This window comes from Mesorhizobium sp. M0074 (genome assembly GCF_040322975.1).
GTDB lineage: Bacteria > Pseudomonadota > Alphaproteobacteria > Rhizobiales > Rhizobiaceae > Mesorhizobium.
Genome location: NZ_JAMYUM010000007.1, coordinates 1 through 19644, shown reverse-complemented (window position 1 = coordinate 19644; position 19644 = coordinate 1). Strand labels below are relative to the sequence as shown.

Here is a 19644-nt window from a genome sequence, read left to right as displayed (position 1 = left end):
CCATGAGCCAGGAACGATCGGACACGCTGGTGCTTTTCGGCGCCACCGGCGATCTCGCCCACAAGAAGATCTTCCCCGCCCTTTACGCCATGGTGGCCAAAGGGACGCTGAACGAGCCGGTGATCGGCGTCGCCTTCGATCCCTGGGACCTCGCCAAGCTGCAGGCGCGCGCCCGCGACGGCATCGTCAACGCCTTGGGCAGCATCGACGACAAGATCTTTGCCAGGCTTGCATCGCTGCTGCGCTATGTCAGCGGCGACTATCGGGCGCCTGCGACCTTCGAGAAGCTGAAGACCGCGCTTGGCAGCGCTGAGCGGCCGCTGCACTATCTGGCGGTGCCGCCGGCGATGTTCGAGGTGGTCGTCCAGGGGCTGGAGCAGTCGGGCGCCGCCCAGGGCGCGCGCCTGATGGTGGAAAAGCCGTTCGGCCACGATCTGCAATCGGCGCGCTGGCTGAACCGGGTGCTGCATCTGGTCTTCGACGAGAAGTCGATCTTCCGCATCGACCATTATCTCGGCAAGGAGGCGATCCAGAACCTGCTCTATTTCCGCTTCGCCAATTCCTTCCTCGAGCCGATCTGGAACCGCAATTACGTCGAGAGCGTGCAGATCACCATGGCCGAGGATTTCGGCGTCGAGGGCCGCGGCCGCTTCTATGACGAGGTCGGCTGCATTCGCGACGTCATCGAAAACCATCTGCTCAACATCCTCTTGCTGCTCGCCATGGAACCGCCGGTCGGCCGCTCGGCCGACGATCTCATCGACGAGAAGGTGCAGGTCCTGCGGGCGATCCGGACGCTGACCAGGGACGATGTGGTGCGCGGCCAGTTCGACGGCTATCTCAAGGAGCCGGGCGTGGCGCCGAACTCGCCGGTCGAGACCTTCGCGGCGGTGCGCTTTTTCGTCGATACCTGGCGCTGGCAGGATGTGCCGTTCTTCATTCGCGCCGGCAAATCCCTGCCGGTGCACGCCACCGAGGTCATCGTGCGGCTGAAGCGGCCGCCGCTCGACGTCTTCGATCCGATCAAGCCCGGCGACTGCAATCACGTGCGCTTCCGCATCGATCCTCAGGTGGCGATCTCGATCGGAGCCCGGCGCAAGGCGCCCGGCGATGACATGGTCGGTGAGCAGGTCGAGCTCACCGCGCTGGACGATTCGAAGGGCGACATGCCGCCTTACGAGCGGTTGATCGGCGACGCCATGAACGGCAACGGCCAGCTGTTCACCCGCCAGGACGCCAGCGAGCTCGCCTGGCGCATCGTCGGCCCGGTGCTCGGCGACACCACGCCGCCCCTTGTCTACGCGCCAAAGACCTGGGGGCCGGCCGAAGCCATGGCTGGATTCGGGCCGCAGAACGGCTGGATCAATCCAGCGAAATGATTTCTGGGAGGCGAAAGCGATGGCCAAGGCGATGAAGCAACCGGCATCGGAGGAAGAAAAGATCGTGCTTGCGATCGATATCGGCGGCTCGCACGTCAAGATCCGCACCAGCGCCGGCGGCGACGAGCGCAAGACCGCTTCCGGACCGGAGCTTACGCCGCAGCAGATGGTCGCGGCGGTGAAGACGCTCGCCGAAGGGCTGCACTACGATGTCGTCTCGATGGGCTATCCGGGCCCGGTGCACCACAACCGGCCGCTGACCGAACCCGCCAATCTCGGCAAGGGCTGGGTCGGCTGCGATTTCGCCGCCGAGTTCGGCAAACCGGTCAAGGTCGTTAACGATGCGCTCATGCAGGCCATCGGCAGTTATGAGGGCGGCCGCATGCTGTTCCTTGGCCTCGGCACCGGCCTGGGGGCCGCGATGATCGTTGATAACGTTGCCCAGCCGATGGAGCTTGCCCATCTTCCCTACAAGAAGCGCGGCAGTTTCGAAGACTATGTCGGCGAACGCGGCCTGCAAAAGCGCGGCAAGAAGAAATGGCGCAAACACGTCTTCGACGTGGTCGACCGGCTTCGCGCCGCCATGCAGCCGGATTACGTGGTCATCGGCGGCGGCAATGTCGACGAACTCACCGACTTGCCCGCCGATTGCAGACGCGGCGACAACACACGCGCCTTCGAGGGCGGATTTCGACTATGGCGCGACAAATCCCTGATTATTTGATATTGCTGATTGTCTGATATTATCGAGCACCGGCTCAGGGTTGTTAATCCCGCGCTGCCGTTAGTATTATTATTCAAAATAATGTGTGACGTGGTGCGGCGTCATTGCATTGCGCAGATTTGCCGACTAGGAATTTCTGCGACCCCCATGGACGGAGAGATAGATTGACCGACGACAACAACAACGCTCGCAAACACATCGACCTGCTCGAGCTGACCGCCCATATCGTCTCCGCATACGTCGAGAAGAACCGCTTGCCGGCTTCCGGCCTCGGCGATCTCATCGCCAGCGTCAGCGCTTCCATAGGCGGCCTCGGGCAACCGGCTGTGCCGGTCGCCGCGCCGCTGACGCCTGCCGTCAATCCCAAGAAATCGGTGACGCCGGACTACATCATCTGCCTCGAGGACGGCAAGAAGTTCAAATCCTTGAAGCGCCATATCGGCGTTCATTTCGGGCTGACGCCCGACGCCTATCGCGCCAAATGGGGCCTGCCGTCGGACTACCCGATGGTCGCCCCCAACTACGCGGCCTCGCGTTCGCAGCTGGCCAAGGCAATCGGCCTCGGCCGCAAAGCCGCCCCGCCCGCGCCCGTCAAGGGCCGGGGCAGGAAGGCCAAGGCGCCGGCCTAAAGCATCGTTCGAAGCCCTGCAAACGCAAGCCTCGAAGATTGGCGGGACAGCGCCCCCCTCTGTCCTGCCGGACATCTCCCCCTCAAGGGGGGAGATCAGCTGCCTCGCCGATGGCGCTACTCTTTAAACGTACAAATCTTTGAACGTACAAATTGCCTTCGAAGCCGGAGACTGGCGAAGGACGTCGCGACGTCCGATCTCCCCCCTTGAGGGGGAGATGTCCGGCAGGACAGAGGGGGGCGCGAAGGAACTCGACCTGCGCGCCAAATAACCCTCTCCATCTCCGCCGAGCGTGGTTGCCGCCTGCAATTGGTATGGCAGCCTGAAAAAAGCTGGAGCCAGGCCGGATTTTTGCGCGCGCCTCCGGCCGAACTGCGCTAAAGGCTCTTTTGGCCGGACCAGCGCCCATCGTGGAAGTGCCCCGCCGGCCGACATCGCCGCCACGGGGCCTTATTCCATGACCACAGAATCCCAAGTACCATCCGACCAGCGCTATGCCGCCTTTCGCCACCGGCCGTTCCTGAGCTACTGGGCGGCGCGCTTCCTCTCGACATTCTCCACCCAGATCGTGTCGGTCGCCGTCGGCTGGCAGATCTACGATCTCACCCGCGACCCGTTCGACCTCGGCCTTGTCGGCATCGTCCAGTTCCTGCCTTCGCTGCTGCTGGTGCTGGTCACCGGCGACGTTGCCGATCGTTTCGGGCGCCGGCTGATCATGGCGCTGGCGGTGCTGGTCGAGGCGGGCTGCGCCTTGGCCCTGCTGCTGCTGACGCTACGCGGCCTCTCCGGGCCGATGCCGGTCTTCATCGTGCTCGCCATGTTCGGCATCGCGCGCGCCTTCTTCGGGCCGGCCTCCTCATCGCTGTTCGCCAATCTGGTGCCGCCCGAGGATTTCGCCAACGCCATCGCCTGGAACTCGTCCGCCTGGCAGACGGCAACCATCGTCGGGCCGGTCGCCGGCGGCCTGCTCTACGGGCTTTCAGCCGAAGCCGCGTACACCACCGCCGCCGTGCTGATGCTGGTTGCCGCCGTGCTGATCTTCACCATCCCTAAGCCTGCCCAGCGCAGCCGGACCGACAGGCCGACGGTACAGACCCTGTTCGCCGGCTTCGGCTATATCTGGAGCGAAAAGATCGTGCTCGGCGCGATTTCGCTCGATCTGTTTGCGGTGCTCCTGTCCGGCGCCTCGGCGCTGCTGCCGGTCTACGCGCGCGATATCCTCGAACTCGGCCCATGGGGGCTCGGCCTGTTGCGCTCGGCGCCCGGCGTCGGCGCCATCTGCGTCGCCATCTGGCTGGCCGGACACCCGATCCGCAACCATGCCGGCCTTGTCATGCTCGGCTTCGTCGCGCTGTTCGGCGCGTTCACGGTTCTGTTCGGCCTCTCGACCATCACCTGGCTGTCGATTGCGGCCCTTGCGCTGCTCGGCGCCACCGACATGTTCAGCGTCTATATCCGCGAGACGCTGATCCAGCTGTGGACGCCGGACGACGTTCGCGGCCGCGTCAACGCTGTCAACCAGGTGTTTGTCGGCGCTTCCAATGAGCTCGGCGAATTCCGCGCCGGTACCATGGCGGCGTTGATCGGCACGGTTCCGGCCGTGGTGGTCGGGGGTGTCGGGGCGATCGCTGTTGCCGGCCTGTGGGCGGTGCTGTTCCCGCAGCTGCGCAAGGTGCGTCATCTCAGGGGGCGAAACTGATTACCGCAGCGCCGGCTTGCCGAAAATCATCGGCAGGAACTCGCCGAGCCAGCGCTTGAGGTGCATGTCCCAGATCAGCCGGCCGCCGAGATGGTCGCGACCGGGCTGCGCGCCGGGCAGTTCGAAGCGGTGCGCGCCGCGCACCACCCAGCGCTGCATCATCGCCCGGGTCAATTCGCCATGGAACTGAATGCCCCAGGCATTGTCGCCATAGCGGAAGGCCTGGTTGGGATAGGTTTCGGCCGTCGCCAAAAGCGTCGCGTCCTTCGGCAGCGAAAACCCTTCGCGATGGAACTGATAGACCATCTCCGGCCAATGCATCAGCCTGCTGCCCGCTTCGGTCGCCTTCAGCGGATACCAGCCGATTTCGACGAGGCCCTCGCCATGGCCCTCGACCCTGCCGCCGAGATGCTTGACCAGCATTTGCGCGCCGAGGCAGATGCCAAGCAGCGGCCGGTTCTCGTTGAGCGGAATTTTGAGCCAGTCGGTCTCGCGGCGGACGAACTCGTCGCCGTCATTGGCGCTCATCGGCCCGCCGAACACCACGGCGCCGGCATGGCCATCCAGCGTCTGCGGCAAGGCCTCGCCGAGCGGCGGTCGGCGGATGTCGAGATCGAAGCCTTCCTCGATAAGCATATGGCCGACCCGTCCGGGGCTCGAATGCTCCTGATGCAGCACGATCAGGATCTTTGGTCTCGGACTTGGCTTGGGCGGCATTGGAAGGCGGGATCCTGTCTATTCGTCGCTTGAGGTTCCGGCAGCACCAGGAGCCGCGGCGGCCGCCTTGAGGCGCGCCTCGACACGGTCGCGACGTTCGACGCCGATCAGCTCGGCGACCCGCCACACGGTATTGTCCTCGAGCTCGTGCAGCTCGCCATCGGCATAGACGATCTCCCACATCAGGCCGATGAAGGCCTTTCGCGCCTCGGCGTCGAGATGGCGCTTGAGCACGCTGGTGAAAGCGTAGAGGTCGATCGCCTCATTGTCGGCCCGCTCGCCGGCAGCCGCCAATGCGTCGAGTTCGTCGCCGCTGATCGAGTAGCTTTCCGCCAGCACCTTCTTGAACCGTTCCCATTCGGTATCCTGGCGCACCCCGTCGGCGTTCATCACGTGGAAAAGCAGGGCGGACGCGGCAATGCGCGGATCGTCGGCGCTGGGGCTGGCGCCACCACCGGACGGCAGATCCCTTAGAAACGACAAAACGCGTTCGAACATCAAATCATTCCCAATAAGCCCGGGTCCACTCGACCCTGATCAGAACAAACGAAACCGGCGCGTCGATTTATCCGCCGCGTCGTCTGGATCGACGCCTGGGTCGTCGGGCAGCCGCGTCAGCTCCTGCGCCGGCTCGACGGCCTCGGCATCTTCCGGCACTTGGGCAAACGCCGCCGCAGTGATTGGTGTCACATGATCCTCGCCGGCACGGTCGTCCGTCTTCTCCTCGGTCGCTGTGCCCGGTGTCTCCGCCGTGTGCTCGATCGTCCCGGCTCTTTCCTGTACCGGCCTGGCTGGAGCCGTGATGGCCGGCACCGGCGCCTCCGGCGTATCCTCATGACCGTCGATCAACTGCCCGAGCCGCTCCATCGGCGCCCGCCATTCGAATGCATCGAGCCTGCCGGTGATCGGCGATACCGGAGCCCAGCGTTCGGAGACGACACCATCGGCAACCCAGGCCGGGTCGCGCGGCGCTCTCACCGCCTTCGACAGCAACTGCCGCACCTTGCCCTGGTCGGCGGTTTCGGCCTCCTCGATATCGGCCAGCAGCAGATAGGCGCCTTCGCGGCGATCGATGCGGATGGCGGCTTCCGCCTCCCGACGGGCGGTTGAAAAATCCTGCGCATCTAGCGCGGCGCGCGCCACGGCAAGCGATGACTCGGCATGGTTCTTCTTCAGCTCCTGCAGCTTCTTTGCCCGGTTCAGCCGGTCGAGCACGGCATCGCCCGGCCTGGCATGGCTGTAGAGCTCGGCGATCTCCGGATGGGGCTCGGCCTTCCACGCCGCCTCGAGGATTTTCGAGCCTTTGCGCACGTCGTTCTGCCTAAACAGCAATTTCGCCGCGACGACCGCCGCCGGTGCAAAATCCGGCCGCAGCCGGTTGGCTTCGAGCGCCGCCGCCCTTGCGGCATTGGCATCGCTGTCGATCAGCGCCTGCGCCTTGGCGGTCAGCAGCACGGCGCGGCGCCGGTTGGCGGCGTCACGCTCGATCTGCCGGGTCGACTTCTGGGCGTCGACCAGTTTCAGCGCGCCATCCCAGTCGCCGCGTCCGGTCAGGTCTTCCAGCGTCGATTCGGCCGCCCAGGCCAGTTGCGGCGCCACCGCCGCGGCACGGCCGGCATAGTGGCGGGCTGCGTTGCGGTCGCCGAGCCGCTCGGCCTCGAGATAAAGTCCGCGCAGGCCGAGCAGCCGCATTTCGGGATCATCGAGCATGGTCTCGAACTTTTCGCGGGCGCCTTCATGGTCGCCTTCGAGCAGCGAGGCCTGCGCGTCGAGCAGCTGGATCAGTGGCTCCTGATCGGAGCGGATCAGCTTTGCCGCTTCCTTGGTCTTCTTGCGGGCGAGCGCGCCGTCACCGGCGCCGGCGGCGATCATCCCGGTCGACAGCGCCTGGTAGCCGCGGTCGCGGCGACGCACGCGGAAATAGCGCGAGATCGTATAGGGGCTGTTCCACAGCGCCTTGACCAGCCACCAGACGATCATCACCGCGGCAACCACGGCAACGACCGCCACCGCCGCGACCATCAGGCTGACCTGGTATTGATAGCCGTTGAAGGTGACGAGCATTTCGCCCGGCCGGTCGGCCAGCCAGGCGAAGCCGAGCCCGAGCGCAAAGACGACGGCAAGGAAGGCGAGGATGCGGATCATTGGGTTCCTCACGCCTTCATCGCGCCGGCGATGAGCGAATCGATCTGCGTCTCGACCTCCATCCGCGCTTTCAGCTTGCCGGCAAAGTCGGCGCCGGCGGCCTTGGCCGCCTCAGGCAGGGTTTCGTATTCGCTGAGCGCCTTGGCGTAGTCGCCCTGGTTGACCGCGACCTCCATGCGCGCGACGGTTTCCGGAACGCCGGTGCCTTCGACGGCGCCGATCGGCCTGACCTTGACCAGCGATTCGGCGCTGGACAGCAGCTTCTGCAGGATGCCGGCATTCTGGTCGATGGGCGTCGCGACAGCGACCATCGCGTTGGCGGCGCCGTCCGCTTCGGCGGCGATCTCGGAGCGCATCGGGACGCCCTTTTCGGCATAGGTGCGCAACGTCGCGATCTCGGGCGCATCGGGTGAGATCGCGGCAAAGGTTTCGAGCTCGGCGCCGAACGGTGCACCACGGTCGAGCGCTGCCTTGAGCGCCGAAGCGGCAATGGCCAGTGCGATCTTCGGCTGCGAAGCCTGTGCATCGACCTTGCCCGAGATCTGTGAAACCGACTGTTCCAGGGCCGCAAGCCGGCTGTCCTGCGCCTTTGTCGTCTCGCCGGCCGATTTCACCAGCGCATCGAGCGCGGCCAGCCTTTCGTTGAGCGGGCCGAGATCGACCGGCGCCGTACCGCCGGCCTTGCCGAGGGCCGCAACCGCCGTCTCGATCTGCCTTACCTTGTCGCCAAGTGCTGCCAGGCCGGCATTGCCGCCGGCACCGCCTTGCTCGACGGCCGACTTCAACGTCGCAACGTCCGCCCTTACCTGATCCAGCGCCGACGACAGCCCGTCCACCTTGGCCGATGCGTCATTGTTGGCGCCGGCCTGTCTGAGGTCCGCGACCTCGCGTTTCAGCGAAACGATCTCACCATTGACCGCGTCGAGCGACACGCCGCCCGACCCCGGCGCACCGAGCAGGCCGGCAAATTGCAGCCCGCCGGCCGCGGCGAGGGCGATGACGCCGCCGATAATACCGGCGGCGATGCCGTTGATGCCGCTTCGCTTCGGCTGCGCTGCCATATGGTCGTCCCTCGTCTCAGCTGTCTTCTCGCCGGAACCTGGGATCCCCGGTTCGTTGGCCCCGGTTCCGCTGGATGCATCTTCGAAACTGTAGTCGGAAACCGTGGAGCGCCCGGCCGGCGCATCCGAACCGGCGGGATAAGGGGTTTCCGCTTCCCTGGCAGAATCGACGCCGGCATCCGCCGGCTCTTGCGTGCCGGCCGGCGCGGCTGCGTCGGCATGTTCCCATGGCTCGAGATCGGTCTGGTCCGCATGCACCGGCTCTTCAGGTGGCTCCGGCTGCGAGGCGTTCGCCGCTTCCTCGGCCCGCGCCTCGTCGGTCTGCGAGGTCACGGCATCCTGTTCGTCGGCGACTCGCGAGACGGCGCCAGGCTCAAGCTCGATGGTCACCGGCTCACGGCGGCTCTTGGAATGCCGCATCTTCGGCGTCTTGACCATGCTCGGGCTCCGCAAAATTCGCTTCGGGATGGTTTGAAGGGTCTAGCACATCACCAAGCGGTGAAAAGGGGCGGCGTGATGACGCCACGGCCTGGAGTTCAGTTTTGGCAAAACGCCGCAGGGCCGAATCCACGTTTCAAGCCAAGGCCCATGCTCGGCACACAAAAAACCCGCCTCGGCGGGCGGGTCGTTGGAGCCAATTAGCACCATAACTAGATTAGTAGCATAGCTGCCGGCACAAAGCAAGAACAAAATGTGCCCGAGCGCAGTCATCCACGTTGGCACTGCCCCTCATCACCCTGCCGGGCACTTCTCCCCGTATAGTGACGGGGAGAAGGGCTCTCACGAGTCCAGACGCTTCTTCTGCAACGCTGGAGGTTGGCGAAATCCTCGGCGAAGGCACCCTCTCCCCGTCACTATACGGGGAGACGATGCCGGCAGGCAGGTGAGGGGCGGCGCCAACCTTTGGAACAAGCTGGCACAGAGCAGCGGCGGATGCCGGTCAGCGCGACGCCTGCAAAAGTCCCAGCAGCGCGTCCTCGCTGGGCTCAGGCGCAATCCGGATCTCGGCGACATCGCCCAAGGCCGCGGCGATGCGCCCCGATAATCCGAAAAAGCGCGTTTTTTCAAAAACACCGCGCAGCACCGGCCGGCTAGCCAGGGCCTGCATAGCGGTGGCCGCCTTGGCCGAATAGAGCAGCACCGCCTCGACCGGCCGGGCGGACAGGCGCGCAAGAACGGCCTCATCGGAGTAATCCAGGACAACGGTGTCGTAGGTCTCGACGGCGCGGACCTGAACGCCCGACGCCAACAGCCCTTCCTCGAAGCCGGGAAATCGCACCCGCCCGCAGAGATAGACGATCGTCTGCCCCGCGTAACCGCCAGCAAGCGCATCGGCCAGCGCCTCGGCATTGCCCGGGCCTTCGCTGACCGACAGAAACCCGGCAGCGCGGGCGGCTTCCGCCGTCATCCTGCCGACGGCGTGGCACGGCAAGCCGGCGAACGCCGCGATGACCTCTTTCGGCGCATGGCGAACGGCATTGGCGCTGGTGACCGCGACCGCCGCGGCGTCAGCGAGCGCGCCGGCATCGACCGGCAGCGCCACGGTTCCGGTCAATGGCAGCAGGATCGGCTGAAAGCCGGCATCCGCAAGCCGGCGCCCCGTGCGCGACGCGCCTGGTTCGGGCCTCGTCACAAGGACGCGGAGCATGTCAGGTCCAGCCATCGAAGAATGTTTCGCCGGCCTTGGCCCGAACGGTCGCCGCGGCTTCCGCGCCAATGCGCGCCGCCTCCTGCGCCGGCCCTTGCAGCCTGACTTCATGCGACTGCGTGCCATCGGGCGAGATGATCAGCCCGGCAAAGGAAACCGTTCCGCCCGATATCGTCGCATGTCCGGCGATCGGCGTGCGGCAGGACCCGTCGAGCGCCGCCAGGAAGGCGCGCTCGCAGGCCAGCGCCTCGCCGGTCGGCCCGTCGTGGATCGCTGCCAGCATCTGTTCCACGTCGCGGTCTCCGATGCGGCTTTCGATGCAGATCGCGCCTTGCCCCGGCGCCGGCGGAAAGACCTCGAGCGGCATCAGGTCGGTGACGACGTCTTCGAGCCCGAGCCGCTTCAGCCCGGCATAGGCGAGGATGGTGCCGTCGGCGATGCCGTCGTCGAGCTTGCGCAGCCGCGTCTGCACATTGCCGCGAAACATCACCACTTCGACGTCCGGCCGCATCCGCCGGATCAGCGCCTGGCGCCGCAGCGACGACGAACCGATCCTGGCGCCTTGCGGCAGGCCGGCAATCGTTCGCGCCGCCTTGCCGATGAAGGCATCGCGCGCGTCCTCGCGCGGCAGGAACGCGGACAGTTCCAGCCCCTCGGGCAACAGCGTCGGCATGTCCTTCGACGAATGCACGGCGATGTCGATGCGGCGCGCCAGCAGCGCCTCCTCGATCTCCTTGGTGAACAGGCCCTTGCCGCCGGCTTCCGACAGCGGTCGGTCCTGGATGCGGTCGCCGCTGGTCGAGATGACGACCACCTCGAAAGCTTCCGCCGGCATGCCATGCGCCGCCATCAGTCGCGCCTGCGTTTCATGCGCCTGCGCCAGCGCCAGCGGGCTGCCGCGTGTTCCGATTTTCAAGGTTGTTTGCATGACGCGCCGTCCGTGATAACCCCCGGCAGGTTTTCGGGTTTTCTCCTATCGGGGAAAGGCCGACAGTACAATCTGTACGATTTTTGGACAGCGACGAATTGATCCGCGTTCTGGGCATCGAGACGAGTTGCGACGAGACCGCCGCCAGCGTGGTGACGCTGGACGGTCGCAGCACGCCGCAAATCCTGTCGAACATCGTGCTCAGCCAGATCGAGGAGCATGCTGCTTTCGGCGGCGTCGTGCCGGAGATCGCCGCGCGCGCCCATGTCGAGGCGCTCGACGGCATCATCGAGGCAGCGCTCGCCGATTCCGGCGTCGACCTCGCCGACATCGATGCGATTGCCGCCACCGCCGGTCCCGGTCTTGTCGGCGGGCTGATCGTCGGCCTGATGACGGCAAAAGCAATCGCCGCGGCAGCCAAAAAACCGCTGATCGCCATCAACCATCTCGAAGGCCACGCGCTGACGGCCAGATTGACCGATGGGCTCGACTTTCCCTACCTCTTGCTGCTGGTCTCCGGCGGCCATACCCAGATCGTCGCCGTACGCGGCGTCGGCGACTACCAGCGCTGGGCGACGACGATCGATGACGCGCTTGGCGAGGCCTTCGACAAGACGGCCAAGATGCTCGGCCTGCCCTATCCGGGCGGACCGAATGTCGAGAAGGCGGCGGCAAATGGCGATGCGGCCCGTTTTGCCTTTCCGCGCCCGATGAAGGGCTCGGTGCAGCCCGATTTTTCCTTCTCCGGCCTCAAGACCGCGGTCCGCCAGGCAGCCACCGCGATCGCCCCGCTGAGCGACCAGGATGTTGCCGATATCTGCGCCTCGTTCCAGGCGGCGGTGGCGGATGCGCTGGGCGACCGTGTTGCGCGGGCGCTGACCCGGTTCCGTCAGCAATTCCCGGACAAGGCCGAGCCTGCATTGGTTGTCGCCGGCGGCGTGGCCGCCAATCGGACCATCAAGGCGACATTGCAGGGCCTGTGCGAGCAGGCCGGGTTCAGCTTCGTCGCGCCGCCGCTCAACCTCTGCACCGACAATGCGGCGATGATCGCCTGGGCCGGCATCGAGCGCTTGCGCGCCGGCATATCAGGTGAAAACGCCGCCGATTTCGTGCCGCGCTCGCGCTGGCCGCTGGACAGCGTCTCGGCCCCGATGGTCGGCTCGGGCCGGCGTGGGGCCAAGGCATGACCGGCAGCGGGCACAAGGCGCCAAGCGGCTGGCGCGTCGCCGTGCTCGGCGGCGGCGCCTGGGGCACGGCGCTGGCGCTGGCCACGCTGCGCGCCGGTCATTTCGTCCGCCTCTACGCGCGCGACCCGGAGACCGTCGCGGCGGTCGACCGTGGCGAAAATCCGCGCTATCTGCCGGGCATCGCGCTCGATCCCGGCATCGTGGCGACGAGCGACATCGAGGCGGCGCTCGACGGTGCCGACTGCGTTCTGGCGGTAGCGCCGGCGCAATCGTTGCGGATTATGCTGACGGCCGCGTCCAGCCATATGCCGAAAGGCATCCCGCTGGTCCTCTGCGCCAAGGGCATCGAGCGCGACACCGGCGCGCTGCTATCGTCCATCACCGAGGAAATACTGCCGGCAAATCCGGTCGCCGCTTTGTCCGGCCCAAGCTTTGCCACCGACGTCGCCAGGGGCCTGCCGACGGCCGTCGTGGTCGCCGCCCGCGACGAGGCTCTGGCCACCGACCTTGCCGCCCGCTTTTCGGCGGAAAATCTGCGCTGTTATTCGAGCGACGATCTAATCGGCGTCGAGATCGGCGGCGCGCTGAAGAACGTCTTTGCCATTGCCGCGGGTGCCGTCACCGGCGCCGGGCTCGGTGCCAGCGCCCAGGCGGCGATGGTGACGCGCGGCTTCGTCGAATTGCGCCGCATCGGCGCCGCCTTTGGCGCCAAGCCGGAGACGCTGATGGGGCTTTCCGGCCTCGGCGACCTGCTGCTCACCTGCTCGTCCGCGCAGTCGCGCAATTTCGCCTATGGGCTGGCGCTGGGGCAAGGCAAGCCGCTTGCCGGCCTGCCTTTGGCCGAAGGCGTGCCGACGGCGGCAATCGCCGCCCGCATCGCCGGCGAGCGCCGGATCGACGCGCCGATCATCGCCGCCGTCGCCGCCATACTGGACGGCACCATAACCATAGACCAGGCTGTGTCGGCGTTGATGACAAGGCCACTCAAGACCGAAACCGACATGTAATCGCGAACGATTGCGGAGATGGAAAGATGCTGTTTGCGTTGATTTGCAAGGACAAGCCAGGAAGGCTGCAGGTGCGGCTCGATACGCGGCCCAAGCACCTTGCCTTCCTGGAAGGGCTGAACGGCGACAAGAAATTGGCCTTCGCCGGCCCGTTCCTCGACGCCGACGGCAAGCCGAACGGCACTCTCGCCGTTGTCGAGGCGCCCGATCTGGCTGCGGCAAGAGCCCTGTCGGCGTCCGATCCCTATACCAAGGCAGGGCTGTTCGAAAGCGTCGAAATCCGGCAGTGGAACTGGAGCTTCAACAAGCCGGCGGATATCTGATGCATGTCGCGCAAAAGTGTGCAGCGGTTTTGTGATAACGACATGCATACAACAAGAACCTAAAGCGCGTCGCATGAGGCCGGTCGAACGCGACGCGCTTTTAGTCGCGGCGGCACCCTGAGGAGGAGCAACACAATGAACTACTGGCTGTTCAAATCCGAACCTTCGGTCTTCTCCTTCGAGGACCTCAAGGCCAAGGGCAAGGCCGGCACGCAATGGGACGGCGTGCGCAATTATGCGGCGCGCAACAACATGAAGGCGATGCAGATCGGCGATCTCGGCTTCTTCTACCATTCCAATGACGGGCTGGACATCGTCGGCATCGCCGAAGTCTGCGCTCTGGCCCATCAGGACAGCACCACCGACGATCCCCGCTGGGAGTGCGTCGACATCCGCGCCTTCAAGGCCATGCCGAAGCCGGTGACGCTGGAGCAAGCCAAGGCCAATCCAAAGCTGGCCGACATGGCGCTGGTGCGGCTCGGGCGGCTGTCTGTGCAGCCGGTGACGCCGGCCGAATGGCAAGAGGTTTGCCGCATGGGCGGCCTGACGCCGGCGCCATGACGGCGCTGACGCCGGACAGCGCCAGGAAATTCATCCTCGACAACACGGCGCTGATGGCGCCGCCGCATGTGCCGGAGATCCGCCTGCACCTGGCCGACGAGGCACATGAACTATGGCGGCGGACCGAGGACGAGCTGACCGAAATCGGCCTGCCGCCGCCCTTCTGGGCTTTTGCCTGGGCCGGCGGCCAAGGCCTTGCCCGCTACATCCTCGACAATCCGGCGGCGGTGCGCGGCAAGCGCGTGCTGGACTTCGCCTCCGGCTCCGGCCTTGTCGCCATTGCCGCGGTGAAGGCCGGAGCTGCCGAGGTGATCGCCGCCGATATCGACCCATTCTGCGCGACCGCGATCCGCCTCAATGCCGAGGCAAATGGGACCGAGATAAAATTCCTCATCGGCGACTGCATCGGCAGCGATGCCGGCTGGGACGTGGTGCTGGCCGGCGACGTCTTCTACGACAAAAATTTCGCCGACAGGCTGATGCCATGGTTCGTCGCGCTGAAGGTGCGCGGCGGCGACATCCTCGTCGGCGATCCCGGCCGTTCCTATCTGCCGAGGGCGGGACTGGAACCGCTTGCCGTCTATGAAGTGGCGGTGACCCGGGCGCTGGAAGACGCCGAGGTCAAGCGCACCACCGTCTGGCGCCTTGCTTGACGGCATCGCCGAACAGGCGTTCCATCGCGCAATCGACCGGAGGGAACCATGGATTTTTCAGCAATCAATTGGCTGGCGGTAATCATCGCCGCCGTCGTGGCTTGGCTGTTCGGCGGGGCCTGGTACATGGGCTTGAGCAAGCCGTGGCTGAAGGCCGCCAAGCTTGATCCGGCGACGATGAGCAAATCGATGCTACCCTTCGTCGTCTCCTTCGTCGCGGAGATCGTCATGGCGCTGGTCATGTCGCTGATCATCGGCGCCGTGACCGGCGGCGAGCCGAGCCTGCTTGCCGGGGTGATCTTCGGCTTCGTTCTCTGGCTGGGGTTCGTCGCCACCACGCTTTCGGTCAACCATCGCTACGAAGGTTTCGGCTGGGATCTGACGCTCATCGATGTTGGTCACTGGCTCGGCGTGCTGCTTCTCATCGGCGCGGTGATCGGCTGGTTCGGCGCGGCGGCGGGCTGACCGTCAGCTCGGCGTCTTGGCGACTTCCTCGAGGAGCCAAGCGCGAAAGGCGACGATGCGCGCATCGTTCGCCGCGGTTTCGGGATAGACCAGGAAATAGGCGAATTCGGGCGCGACCTTGATGCCGAGTTCGAACGGCCGGATCAGCCTACCTTCCGAAAGGTCGTTTGCCACCATGGCGAAATCGGCGAGCGCGACCGCGTTGCCGTCGAGCGCGGCCTGGACGGCATCCGTCGAATTGCCGAACACGATGGTCCGGCTGTCGTCGAAATCGTCGACGCCCGCCGCCGCCATCCACATGCTCCAGTTCGGCCAGGTGACGCCCTGGCGCGACCACTCGATATGGGCCAGCGTATGATGGAACAGGTCGCGCGGCTCCTTGAGCGGCGGCCCTGACCGCAGCAAGGCCGGGCTGCAGACAGGGATGATGACGTTTTCGAACAGCCGGTGCGAGCGAAGCCCCAGATATTTGCCGGTGCCGAAACGGATGCCGAGATCGACGTCGTCGCGATCGAAGTCGCGCACCTCGTAACTGATGTCGAAACGCAGCTCGATTGCCGGATGCAGCTTGCGAAAATCGTCGACGCGCCTCATCAGCCACTTCGTCGCGAATTGCGCATCGAGGGTGACCTTCAGCAGCGCCGATCCGCGCGCCGTCTTCTGCGCCCGTGAGACGGCCCGGCCAAGCAGGTCGAGCGCATCGGTCGAAGCTTCGAACAGCACCGCGCCCGCCTCGGTCAGCCGGATCGTGCGGCTGGTGCGTGTGAACAGCACGATGCCGAGCTGATCCTCGATTTCCTTGATCTGATGGCTGACCGCTGCCGGCGTCAGGCCGAGCTCGTCGGCGGCGCGGGTGAAATTGAGGTGCCGCGCCGCTGCCTCCAGCGTCCGCAGCGCACGGGTTCCAGGCAGCAGGCGCGCCATTAATGCCAGACGAGGAGGGTTCGGTCGAGCATTCCAATCCTCAAACAAAACTTGAAGATGCAGAAAAAACTACTCGTTTCTCGTTTGAATTTCAATCCGCCATGCTCTGAGCATCGAAGAAACATCAAACCGGATTTGATGTCCGGAGAAGCGGATTGCACCATGTCTGACATCACCTTGCGCTCGGTAACCCTCCGCCCGGCCTGGCTGCGCGCCGTGCTTGACTGGTTTCGCCATGCAAAAATCGCCCTCAATCTCCCCTGCGAGAATGTCGAGGATCTCTCCGATCGCCAGCTGCGCGACATCGGCGGCGAACGCAAGGACATCGCACGCGCCATGGACCGCGAACTCGGCCGGCTCGGCCTTCTCGACATAGGGTGGCAAAGGAGTAGGGCAGTAGGGCAGTAGGGCAGTAGGGCAGTAGGGCAGTAGGGCAGTAGGGCAGTAGGGCAGTAGGAAAAGCTAAGCGGCGCGCCCGCGCCTGTCTTACCCTTACTGCCCTATTCCCCTATTCCCTTATTCCCCTACTCCCTTACCTTACCACCCTTACCACCGTCCGCTCCGACAGCAGCGGCAGCAGCCGTGCCATGGTGCGGGCCGTTACCGCGACGCAGCCTTGCGTCGGCGTTAAGCCGGGGCGCGCCAGGTGGAAGAAGATGGCGCTGCCGCGCCCGCGCCGGCGCGGCACAATGTTCCAGTCCAGCACCAGGCAGGCGTCATAGAGATCGTCGGTGCGCAGCATCCGCTCATGGCTGGCGCTATAGGGGATTTTGACCGGGCGGTTGTAGTTGCGGTCCCCAGGCACTTCGCACCAGCCGAGGTCGCGGCCGATCGGCGTCATCGCCAGCCGCGTCCGGCGGCCGCCGGCAAAACGGTCGCCGCGAAAATATCCCGACAATATCCGCATCGAGGCAAGCGGCGTGGCGCCGTCGCCCTCGCGCTTGCCGGCCGAGATGCCGCCATGCCCCAGCGCACATGGAAACACCAGTTTGCCGGCCTGCAGAAAGCCCTGGCTGGGTTGGCCGGGGCGCGCGCGCACGGTGAGCACGGTGAGCCCTTTCGGCAAAATTGCGCCGACTGCATTGCGATCGTGTTTTTTCTTGTATGATCGTGGCACGGAACAAATCACTGTGAACGGCTGTTGTGCCGGTCAGCTTCCGCATAATACAGGCAGCGGTCAACTGAAATCTCTTTTCAAAACAACGGATTGATCCATGACTTCACGCACCATTCTGATCGTCGACGACGATGACGACCTGCGCGGCACCCTTGTCGAGCAATTGTCGCTTTATGAGGAATTCGATGTCCTGCAGGAAGCGACCGCCGCCAAAGGCGTCGCCACGGCGCGTGGCGGGCTCATCGACCTGCTCATCATGGATGTCGGCCTGCCCGACATGGATGGCCGCGAGGCGGTAAAGATATTGCGCAAGGGCGGCTACAAGGCGCCGATCATCATGCTGACCGGCCATGATACCGATTCCGACACCATCCTTGGCCTCGAGGCCGGCGCCAACGACTATGTGACGAAGCCGTTCCGTTTTGCCGTGCTGCTGGCCCGCATCCGCGCGCAGTTGCGCCAGCACGAACAGAGCGAGGACGCCACTTTCTCGGTCGGCCCCTACACGTTCAAGCCCAGCCAGAAGCTTCTGATCGACCCGCGCGGCGCCAAGGTGCGGTTGACCGAAAAGGAAGCCTCGATCATCAAATATCTCTACCGTGCCGACCAGAAGGTGGTGACCCGCGACGTGCTGCTGGAGGAAGTCTGGGGCTACAATTCCGGCGTCACCACGCATACGCTCGAAACTCACGTCTACCGGCTGCGCCAGAAGATCGAGCGCGATCCTTCCAACGCGGAAATTCTCGTGACAGAAAGCGGCGGCTACAAGCTGGTTCCTTAAACATTTCATTATTCAAATAAGCGATCCGGGCGGGGCGCTTTTCGGGTACGGTCCTGAGGCTGGAGGTGGTTTTGGATCGGCCTCGTAGGGGAGGAGTCGGACTGACGGTTCGGGGACATAGCTAGATGGCGCTGGATGACGACATCCGCATCCTGTCCACCGTGAGGCTCTTCGAGGGCTTTACGCAGGAACAGCTGCGTCTGCTCGCCTTCGGCGCCGAAACCACCATGTTGAAAGCCGACCACAAGCTTTACCGCGAGGACGACGAGGCTGATTCAGCCTACATCGTGGTCAGCGGCCGCATCGTGCTCTACCGCGAGCACGACGGCGAGCGCATCCCGATCGGCACCGCCGGCCCCGGCACCATACTCAGCGAACTGGCGCTGATCGCCGACACCAACCGGCTGACCAGCGCCTCCGCCGAAATCGATTCGGAAGTGCTGCGGCTCAGCCGCAAGATGTTCCGCCGCATCCTCGAGGAATACCCGGAACTGGCGGTTCACCTGCACCAGCGCATCTTGGAGGATTTCCAGGCGATGATCCGCCGCATCGAGGAACTTGGGCCGCGTTTTGCCGGCTAATATAGCGCCTCTGGCCTAACCAGATCGATTTCGGAACTGCGAGGGCTCAGGGCCGGTGCGTTGCGGAAACAAGCTCGGCCTTGCGCCGTGCCGTCTCCAGTCCGAGCGCAATGAAGCGGCGCGCATGTTTGGCCAGCTCGATGTTGTCGGTCCACAGATTGCGCCAGATCGCGGTTTTCCGCGACAGGTTCTCGTCGACGATTTCCGAGGAGAAGGATTCGAAGCTGAGGTCGTCGCTGTAGCCGATGGCGGTCAGCGCATCGAATATCGCGGCAAAATCGATATTGCCGGTGCCGAGGAAACCGCGATGGCTCTCGCCGATATGGACATAGCCGATCTTCCCAACCGCATTGCGAATGGCCAAGCCGACATCGGCCTCCTCGATGTTCATGTGGAAGCTGTCGAGATGCAGGAAGATATTGTCGGAGCCGCTGTCCGCGATGAAGGCCATGCCTTGCGCGGCGGTGTTGAGCAGATTGCTTTCGAAGCGGTTGACGATTTCGAGGTTGAGGGTGACGCCGGCTGATTTTGCCGTATCCGCCACCTCGGCCAGCGTGCCGGCGCTGCGGTTCCACTGGTCACGCGTCGGCGCCTCGCTCTGCAAGCCGTGGCTGGTGCTGAGGATGCCGGCAACCTTCTGGCCGCCGAGATCGCGGGTCAGCGCGATCGTACGTTCCAGGATTTCGACGCCGTACGCGGCAATCGTTTTGTCGGCGCTCGAAATATCGCCGTCGGCCGGCAGTCCAATGCTGATCGCAACGCCGAGGCCGAGATCGGCGATCCGCTTGGCCAAGCCGTCAATGTCGACATTGGCGGGGTCGAGATAGGAGAATTCGATCAGGTCGAAGCCGGCTTCCCTGGTGTTGGCCAGCGTCCGCTCGAGGTCGCCCTGCGCCGAGCTCGCCGACCAGACGAATGAGTGGATTCCGATGCGCGACATGATCGTCTCCGGTTATTTCCAGCTGACCCAAGTCCAAAGCGGTTTTGGCAATCCGATGCTCGGACAAAAAGGTGGGGCCCGGCATGCCGGCCGCCCCACGCCGGGGGGGGGTAGCGCGCCGCGGGGCCCCCCATGTAATAAATTGTAATTTAAAAAAAAACAAGCCCCCCCCACA

22 protein-coding genes are annotated in these 19644 nt (G+C 64.9%); 13 read left to right on the top strand and 9 right to left on the bottom strand.

Going from position 1 to position 19644, the window contains the following annotated elements:
• The first annotated feature begins 2 nt into the window (after positions 1 to 2).
• The 4 genes from zwf to NKJ73_RS11475 all read left to right on the top strand — a co-directional run bounded on the left by zwf (position 3) and on the right by NKJ73_RS11475 (position 4431).
• Complete coding sequence (zwf, locus tag NKJ73_RS11490; RefSeq protein WP_352569459.1) at positions 3 to 1379, top strand: glucose-6-phosphate dehydrogenase; 1377 nt, start codon at positions 3 to 5, stop codon at positions 1377 to 1379.
• Between the two features lie 19 nt (positions 1380 to 1398).
• Positions 1399 to 2103: an ROK family protein gene (locus tag NKJ73_RS11485; RefSeq protein ID WP_352569458.1), complete on the top strand. Its 705-nt coding sequence runs from the start codon at positions 1399 to 1401 to the stop codon at positions 2101 to 2103.
• Between the two features lie 164 nt (positions 2104 to 2267).
• A complete protein-coding gene (locus NKJ73_RS11480; RefSeq protein WP_352569456.1) occupies positions 2268 to 2732 on the top strand; it encodes a Ros/MucR family transcriptional regulator in 465 nt (154 codons plus the stop codon).
• 457 nt (positions 2733 to 3189) lie between these two features.
• The gene (locus NKJ73_RS11475) at positions 3190 to 4431 is read left to right on the top strand and encodes an MFS transporter (RefSeq protein WP_023678198.1); all 1242 of its coding nucleotides are present in this window, start codon (positions 3190 to 3192) and stop codon (positions 4429 to 4431) included.
• On the opposite strand, the gene NKJ73_RS11470 is transcribed toward NKJ73_RS11475, so the two are convergent.
• The 6 genes from NKJ73_RS11470 to hemC form a co-directional block, all read right to left on the bottom strand.
• A complete protein-coding gene (locus NKJ73_RS11470; protein WP_292657163.1) occupies positions 4432 to 5148 on the bottom strand; it encodes a glutamine amidotransferase in 717 nt (238 codons plus the stop codon).
• An 18-nt stretch (positions 5149 to 5166) separates the two neighbouring features.
• Positions 5167 to 5646, bottom strand: a complete 480-nt coding sequence (locus NKJ73_RS11465) for a tellurite resistance TerB family protein (protein WP_023678200.1) — start codon at positions 5644 to 5646, stop codon at positions 5167 to 5169.
• 39 nt (positions 5647 to 5685) lie between these two features.
• Entirely contained in the window at positions 5686 to 7293 is a 1608-nt protein-coding gene (locus tag NKJ73_RS11460; protein WP_352569455.1) for a heme biosynthesis protein HemY, read from the bottom strand.
• 8 nt (positions 7294 to 7301) lie between these two features.
• Positions 7302 to 8792, bottom strand: a complete 1491-nt coding sequence (locus NKJ73_RS11455; protein WP_352569454.1) for a COG4223 family protein — start codon at positions 8790 to 8792, stop codon at positions 7302 to 7304.
• A 502-nt stretch (positions 8793 to 9294) separates the two neighbouring features.
• Positions 9295 to 10002, bottom strand: a complete 708-nt coding sequence (locus tag NKJ73_RS11450; RefSeq protein WP_023678203.1) for a uroporphyrinogen-III synthase — start codon at positions 10000 to 10002, stop codon at positions 9295 to 9297.
• 1 nt (position 10003) lies between these two features.
• Positions 10004 to 10930, bottom strand: coding sequence for a hydroxymethylbilane synthase (hemC, locus tag NKJ73_RS11445; protein ID WP_023678204.1), 927 nt, complete (start codon positions 10928 to 10930; stop codon positions 10004 to 10006).
• A 101-nt stretch (positions 10931 to 11031) separates the two neighbouring features.
• Here hemC and tsaD point away from each other — a divergent pair, with 101 nt between their 5' ends.
• The 6 genes from tsaD (at position 11032) to NKJ73_RS11415 (ending at position 15126) form a co-directional block, all read left to right on the top strand.
• Complete coding sequence (gene tsaD / locus NKJ73_RS11440) at positions 11032 to 12117, top strand: tRNA (adenosine(37)-N6)-threonylcarbamoyltransferase complex transferase subunit TsaD (protein WP_031212083.1); 1086 nt, start codon at positions 11032 to 11034, stop codon at positions 12115 to 12117.
• On the top strand, positions 12114 to 13124 hold the full coding sequence (locus NKJ73_RS11435) for an NAD(P)H-dependent glycerol-3-phosphate dehydrogenase (RefSeq protein WP_352569453.1): 1011 nt from the start codon (positions 12114 to 12116) through the stop codon (positions 13122 to 13124). The genes tsaD and NKJ73_RS11435 overlap by 4 nt, the downstream gene beginning before the upstream one ends.
• A 26-nt stretch (positions 13125 to 13150) precedes the next feature.
• Positions 13151 to 13447 carry a YciI-like protein gene (locus NKJ73_RS11430; protein ID WP_023680472.1) on the top strand — a complete coding sequence of 99 codons (297 nt, stop codon included), beginning with the start codon at positions 13151 to 13153 and terminating at the stop codon, positions 13445 to 13447.
• Positions 13448 to 13582: 135 nt separating this feature from the next.
• A complete protein-coding gene (locus tag NKJ73_RS11425; RefSeq protein WP_023680473.1) occupies positions 13583 to 14008 on the top strand; it encodes an EVE domain-containing protein in 426 nt (141 codons plus the stop codon).
• Entirely contained in the window at positions 14005 to 14661 is a 657-nt protein-coding gene (locus NKJ73_RS11420; protein WP_352569615.1) for a class I SAM-dependent methyltransferase, read from the top strand. The genes NKJ73_RS11425 and NKJ73_RS11420 overlap by 4 nt, the downstream gene beginning before the upstream one ends.
• 48 nt (positions 14662 to 14709) lie before the next feature.
• Positions 14710 to 15126 carry a DUF1761 domain-containing protein gene (locus tag NKJ73_RS11415; protein ID WP_352569452.1) on the top strand — a complete coding sequence of 139 codons (417 nt, stop codon included), beginning with the start codon at positions 14710 to 14712 and terminating at the stop codon, positions 15124 to 15126.
• Positions 15127 to 15129: 3 nt separating this feature from the next.
• Here NKJ73_RS11415 and gcvA read toward each other — a convergent pair whose 3' ends face one another.
• Complete coding sequence (gene gcvA, locus NKJ73_RS11410; RefSeq protein WP_352569451.1) at positions 15130 to 16050, bottom strand: transcriptional regulator GcvA; 921 nt, start codon at positions 16048 to 16050, stop codon at positions 15130 to 15132.
• A 162-nt stretch (positions 16051 to 16212) separates the two neighbouring features.
• On the opposite strand from gcvA, the gene NKJ73_RS11405 reads away from it, so the two are divergent.
• Positions 16213 to 16458, top strand: a complete 246-nt coding sequence (locus NKJ73_RS11405) for a hypothetical protein (RefSeq protein WP_352569450.1) — start codon at positions 16213 to 16215, stop codon at positions 16456 to 16458.
• Positions 16459 to 16582: 124 nt separating this feature from the next.
• Here the strand turns inward: NKJ73_RS11405 and NKJ73_RS11400 are convergent, their stop codons facing one another.
• On the bottom strand, positions 16583 to 17119 hold the full coding sequence (locus NKJ73_RS11400) for a L,D-transpeptidase family protein (protein WP_352569614.1): 537 nt from the start codon (positions 17117 to 17119) through the stop codon (positions 16583 to 16585).
• Between the two features lie 145 nt (positions 17120 to 17264).
• Between NKJ73_RS11400 and NKJ73_RS11395 the strand changes: the two genes are divergently transcribed.
• Positions 17265 to 17948, top strand: a complete 684-nt coding sequence (locus NKJ73_RS11395; RefSeq protein ID WP_023680479.1) for a response regulator transcription factor — start codon at positions 17265 to 17267, stop codon at positions 17946 to 17948.
• Positions 17949 to 18073: 125 nt separating this feature from the next.
• Positions 18074 to 18529 (top strand): Crp/Fnr family transcriptional regulator, encoded by a 456-nt coding sequence (locus NKJ73_RS11390; RefSeq protein WP_023680480.1) that lies wholly within the window; start codon positions 18074 to 18076, stop codon positions 18527 to 18529.
• A gap of 46 nt (positions 18530 to 18575) precedes the next feature.
• Here the strand turns inward: NKJ73_RS11390 and NKJ73_RS11385 are convergent, their stop codons facing one another.
• Entirely contained in the window at positions 18576 to 19469 is an 894-nt protein-coding gene (locus tag NKJ73_RS11385) for a sugar phosphate isomerase/epimerase family protein (RefSeq protein WP_352569449.1), read from the bottom strand.
• Between the last annotated feature and the right edge of the window lie 175 nt (positions 19470 to 19644).

Excerpts from the sequence above, each read along its gene's own strand:
- zwf (WP_352569459.1), top strand. The coding sequence starts at position 3 with ATGAGCCAGGAACGATCGGACACGCTGGTGCTTTTCGGCGCCACCGGC.
- NKJ73_RS11485 (WP_352569458.1), top strand. The coding sequence starts at position 1,399 with ATGGCCAAGGCGATGAAGCAACCGGCATCGGAGGAAGAAAAGATCGTG.
- NKJ73_RS11475 (WP_023678198.1), top strand. The coding sequence starts at position 3,190 with ATGACCACAGAATCCCAAGTACCATCCGACCAGCGCTATGCCGCCTTT.
- NKJ73_RS11470 (WP_292657163.1), bottom strand. The coding sequence starts at position 5,148 with ATGCCGCCCAAGCCAAGTCCGAGACCAAAGATCCTGATCGTGCTGCAT.
- NKJ73_RS11465 (WP_023678200.1), bottom strand. The coding sequence starts at position 5,646 with ATGTTCGAACGCGTTTTGTCGTTTCTAAGGGATCTGCCGTCCGGTGGT.
- NKJ73_RS11460 (WP_352569455.1), bottom strand. The coding sequence starts at position 7,293 with ATGATCCGCATCCTCGCCTTCCTTGCCGTCGTCTTTGCGCTCGGGCTC.
- NKJ73_RS11455 (WP_352569454.1), bottom strand. The coding sequence starts at position 8,792 with ATGGTCAAGACGCCGAAGATGCGGCATTCCAAGAGCCGCCGTGAGCCG.
- NKJ73_RS11450 (WP_023678203.1), bottom strand. The coding sequence starts at position 10,002 with ATGCTCCGCGTCCTTGTGACGAGGCCCGAACCAGGCGCGTCGCGCACG.
- hemC (WP_023678204.1), bottom strand. The coding sequence starts at position 10,930 with ATGCAAACAACCTTGAAAATCGGAACACGCGGCAGCCCGCTGGCGCTG.
- NKJ73_RS11435 (WP_352569453.1), top strand. The coding sequence starts at position 12,114 with ATGACCGGCAGCGGGCACAAGGCGCCAAGCGGCTGGCGCGTCGCCGTG.
- NKJ73_RS11430 (WP_023680472.1), top strand. The coding sequence starts at position 13,151 with ATGCTGTTTGCGTTGATTTGCAAGGACAAGCCAGGAAGGCTGCAGGTG.
- NKJ73_RS11425 (WP_023680473.1), top strand. The coding sequence starts at position 13,583 with ATGAACTACTGGCTGTTCAAATCCGAACCTTCGGTCTTCTCCTTCGAG.
- NKJ73_RS11420 (WP_352569615.1), top strand. The coding sequence starts at position 14,005 with ATGACGGCGCTGACGCCGGACAGCGCCAGGAAATTCATCCTCGACAAC.
- NKJ73_RS11415 (WP_352569452.1), top strand. The coding sequence starts at position 14,710 with ATGGATTTTTCAGCAATCAATTGGCTGGCGGTAATCATCGCCGCCGTC.
- gcvA (WP_352569451.1), bottom strand. The coding sequence starts at position 16,050 with ATGGCGCGCCTGCTGCCTGGAACCCGTGCGCTGCGGACGCTGGAGGCA.
- NKJ73_RS11405 (WP_352569450.1), top strand. The coding sequence starts at position 16,213 with ATGTCTGACATCACCTTGCGCTCGGTAACCCTCCGCCCGGCCTGGCTG.
- NKJ73_RS11395 (WP_023680479.1), top strand. The coding sequence starts at position 17,265 with ATGACTTCACGCACCATTCTGATCGTCGACGACGATGACGACCTGCGC.
- NKJ73_RS11390 (WP_023680480.1), top strand. The coding sequence starts at position 18,074 with ATGGCGCTGGATGACGACATCCGCATCCTGTCCACCGTGAGGCTCTTC.
- NKJ73_RS11385 (WP_352569449.1), bottom strand. The coding sequence starts at position 19,469 with ATGTCGCGCATCGGAATCCACTCATTCGTCTGGTCGGCGAGCTCGGCG.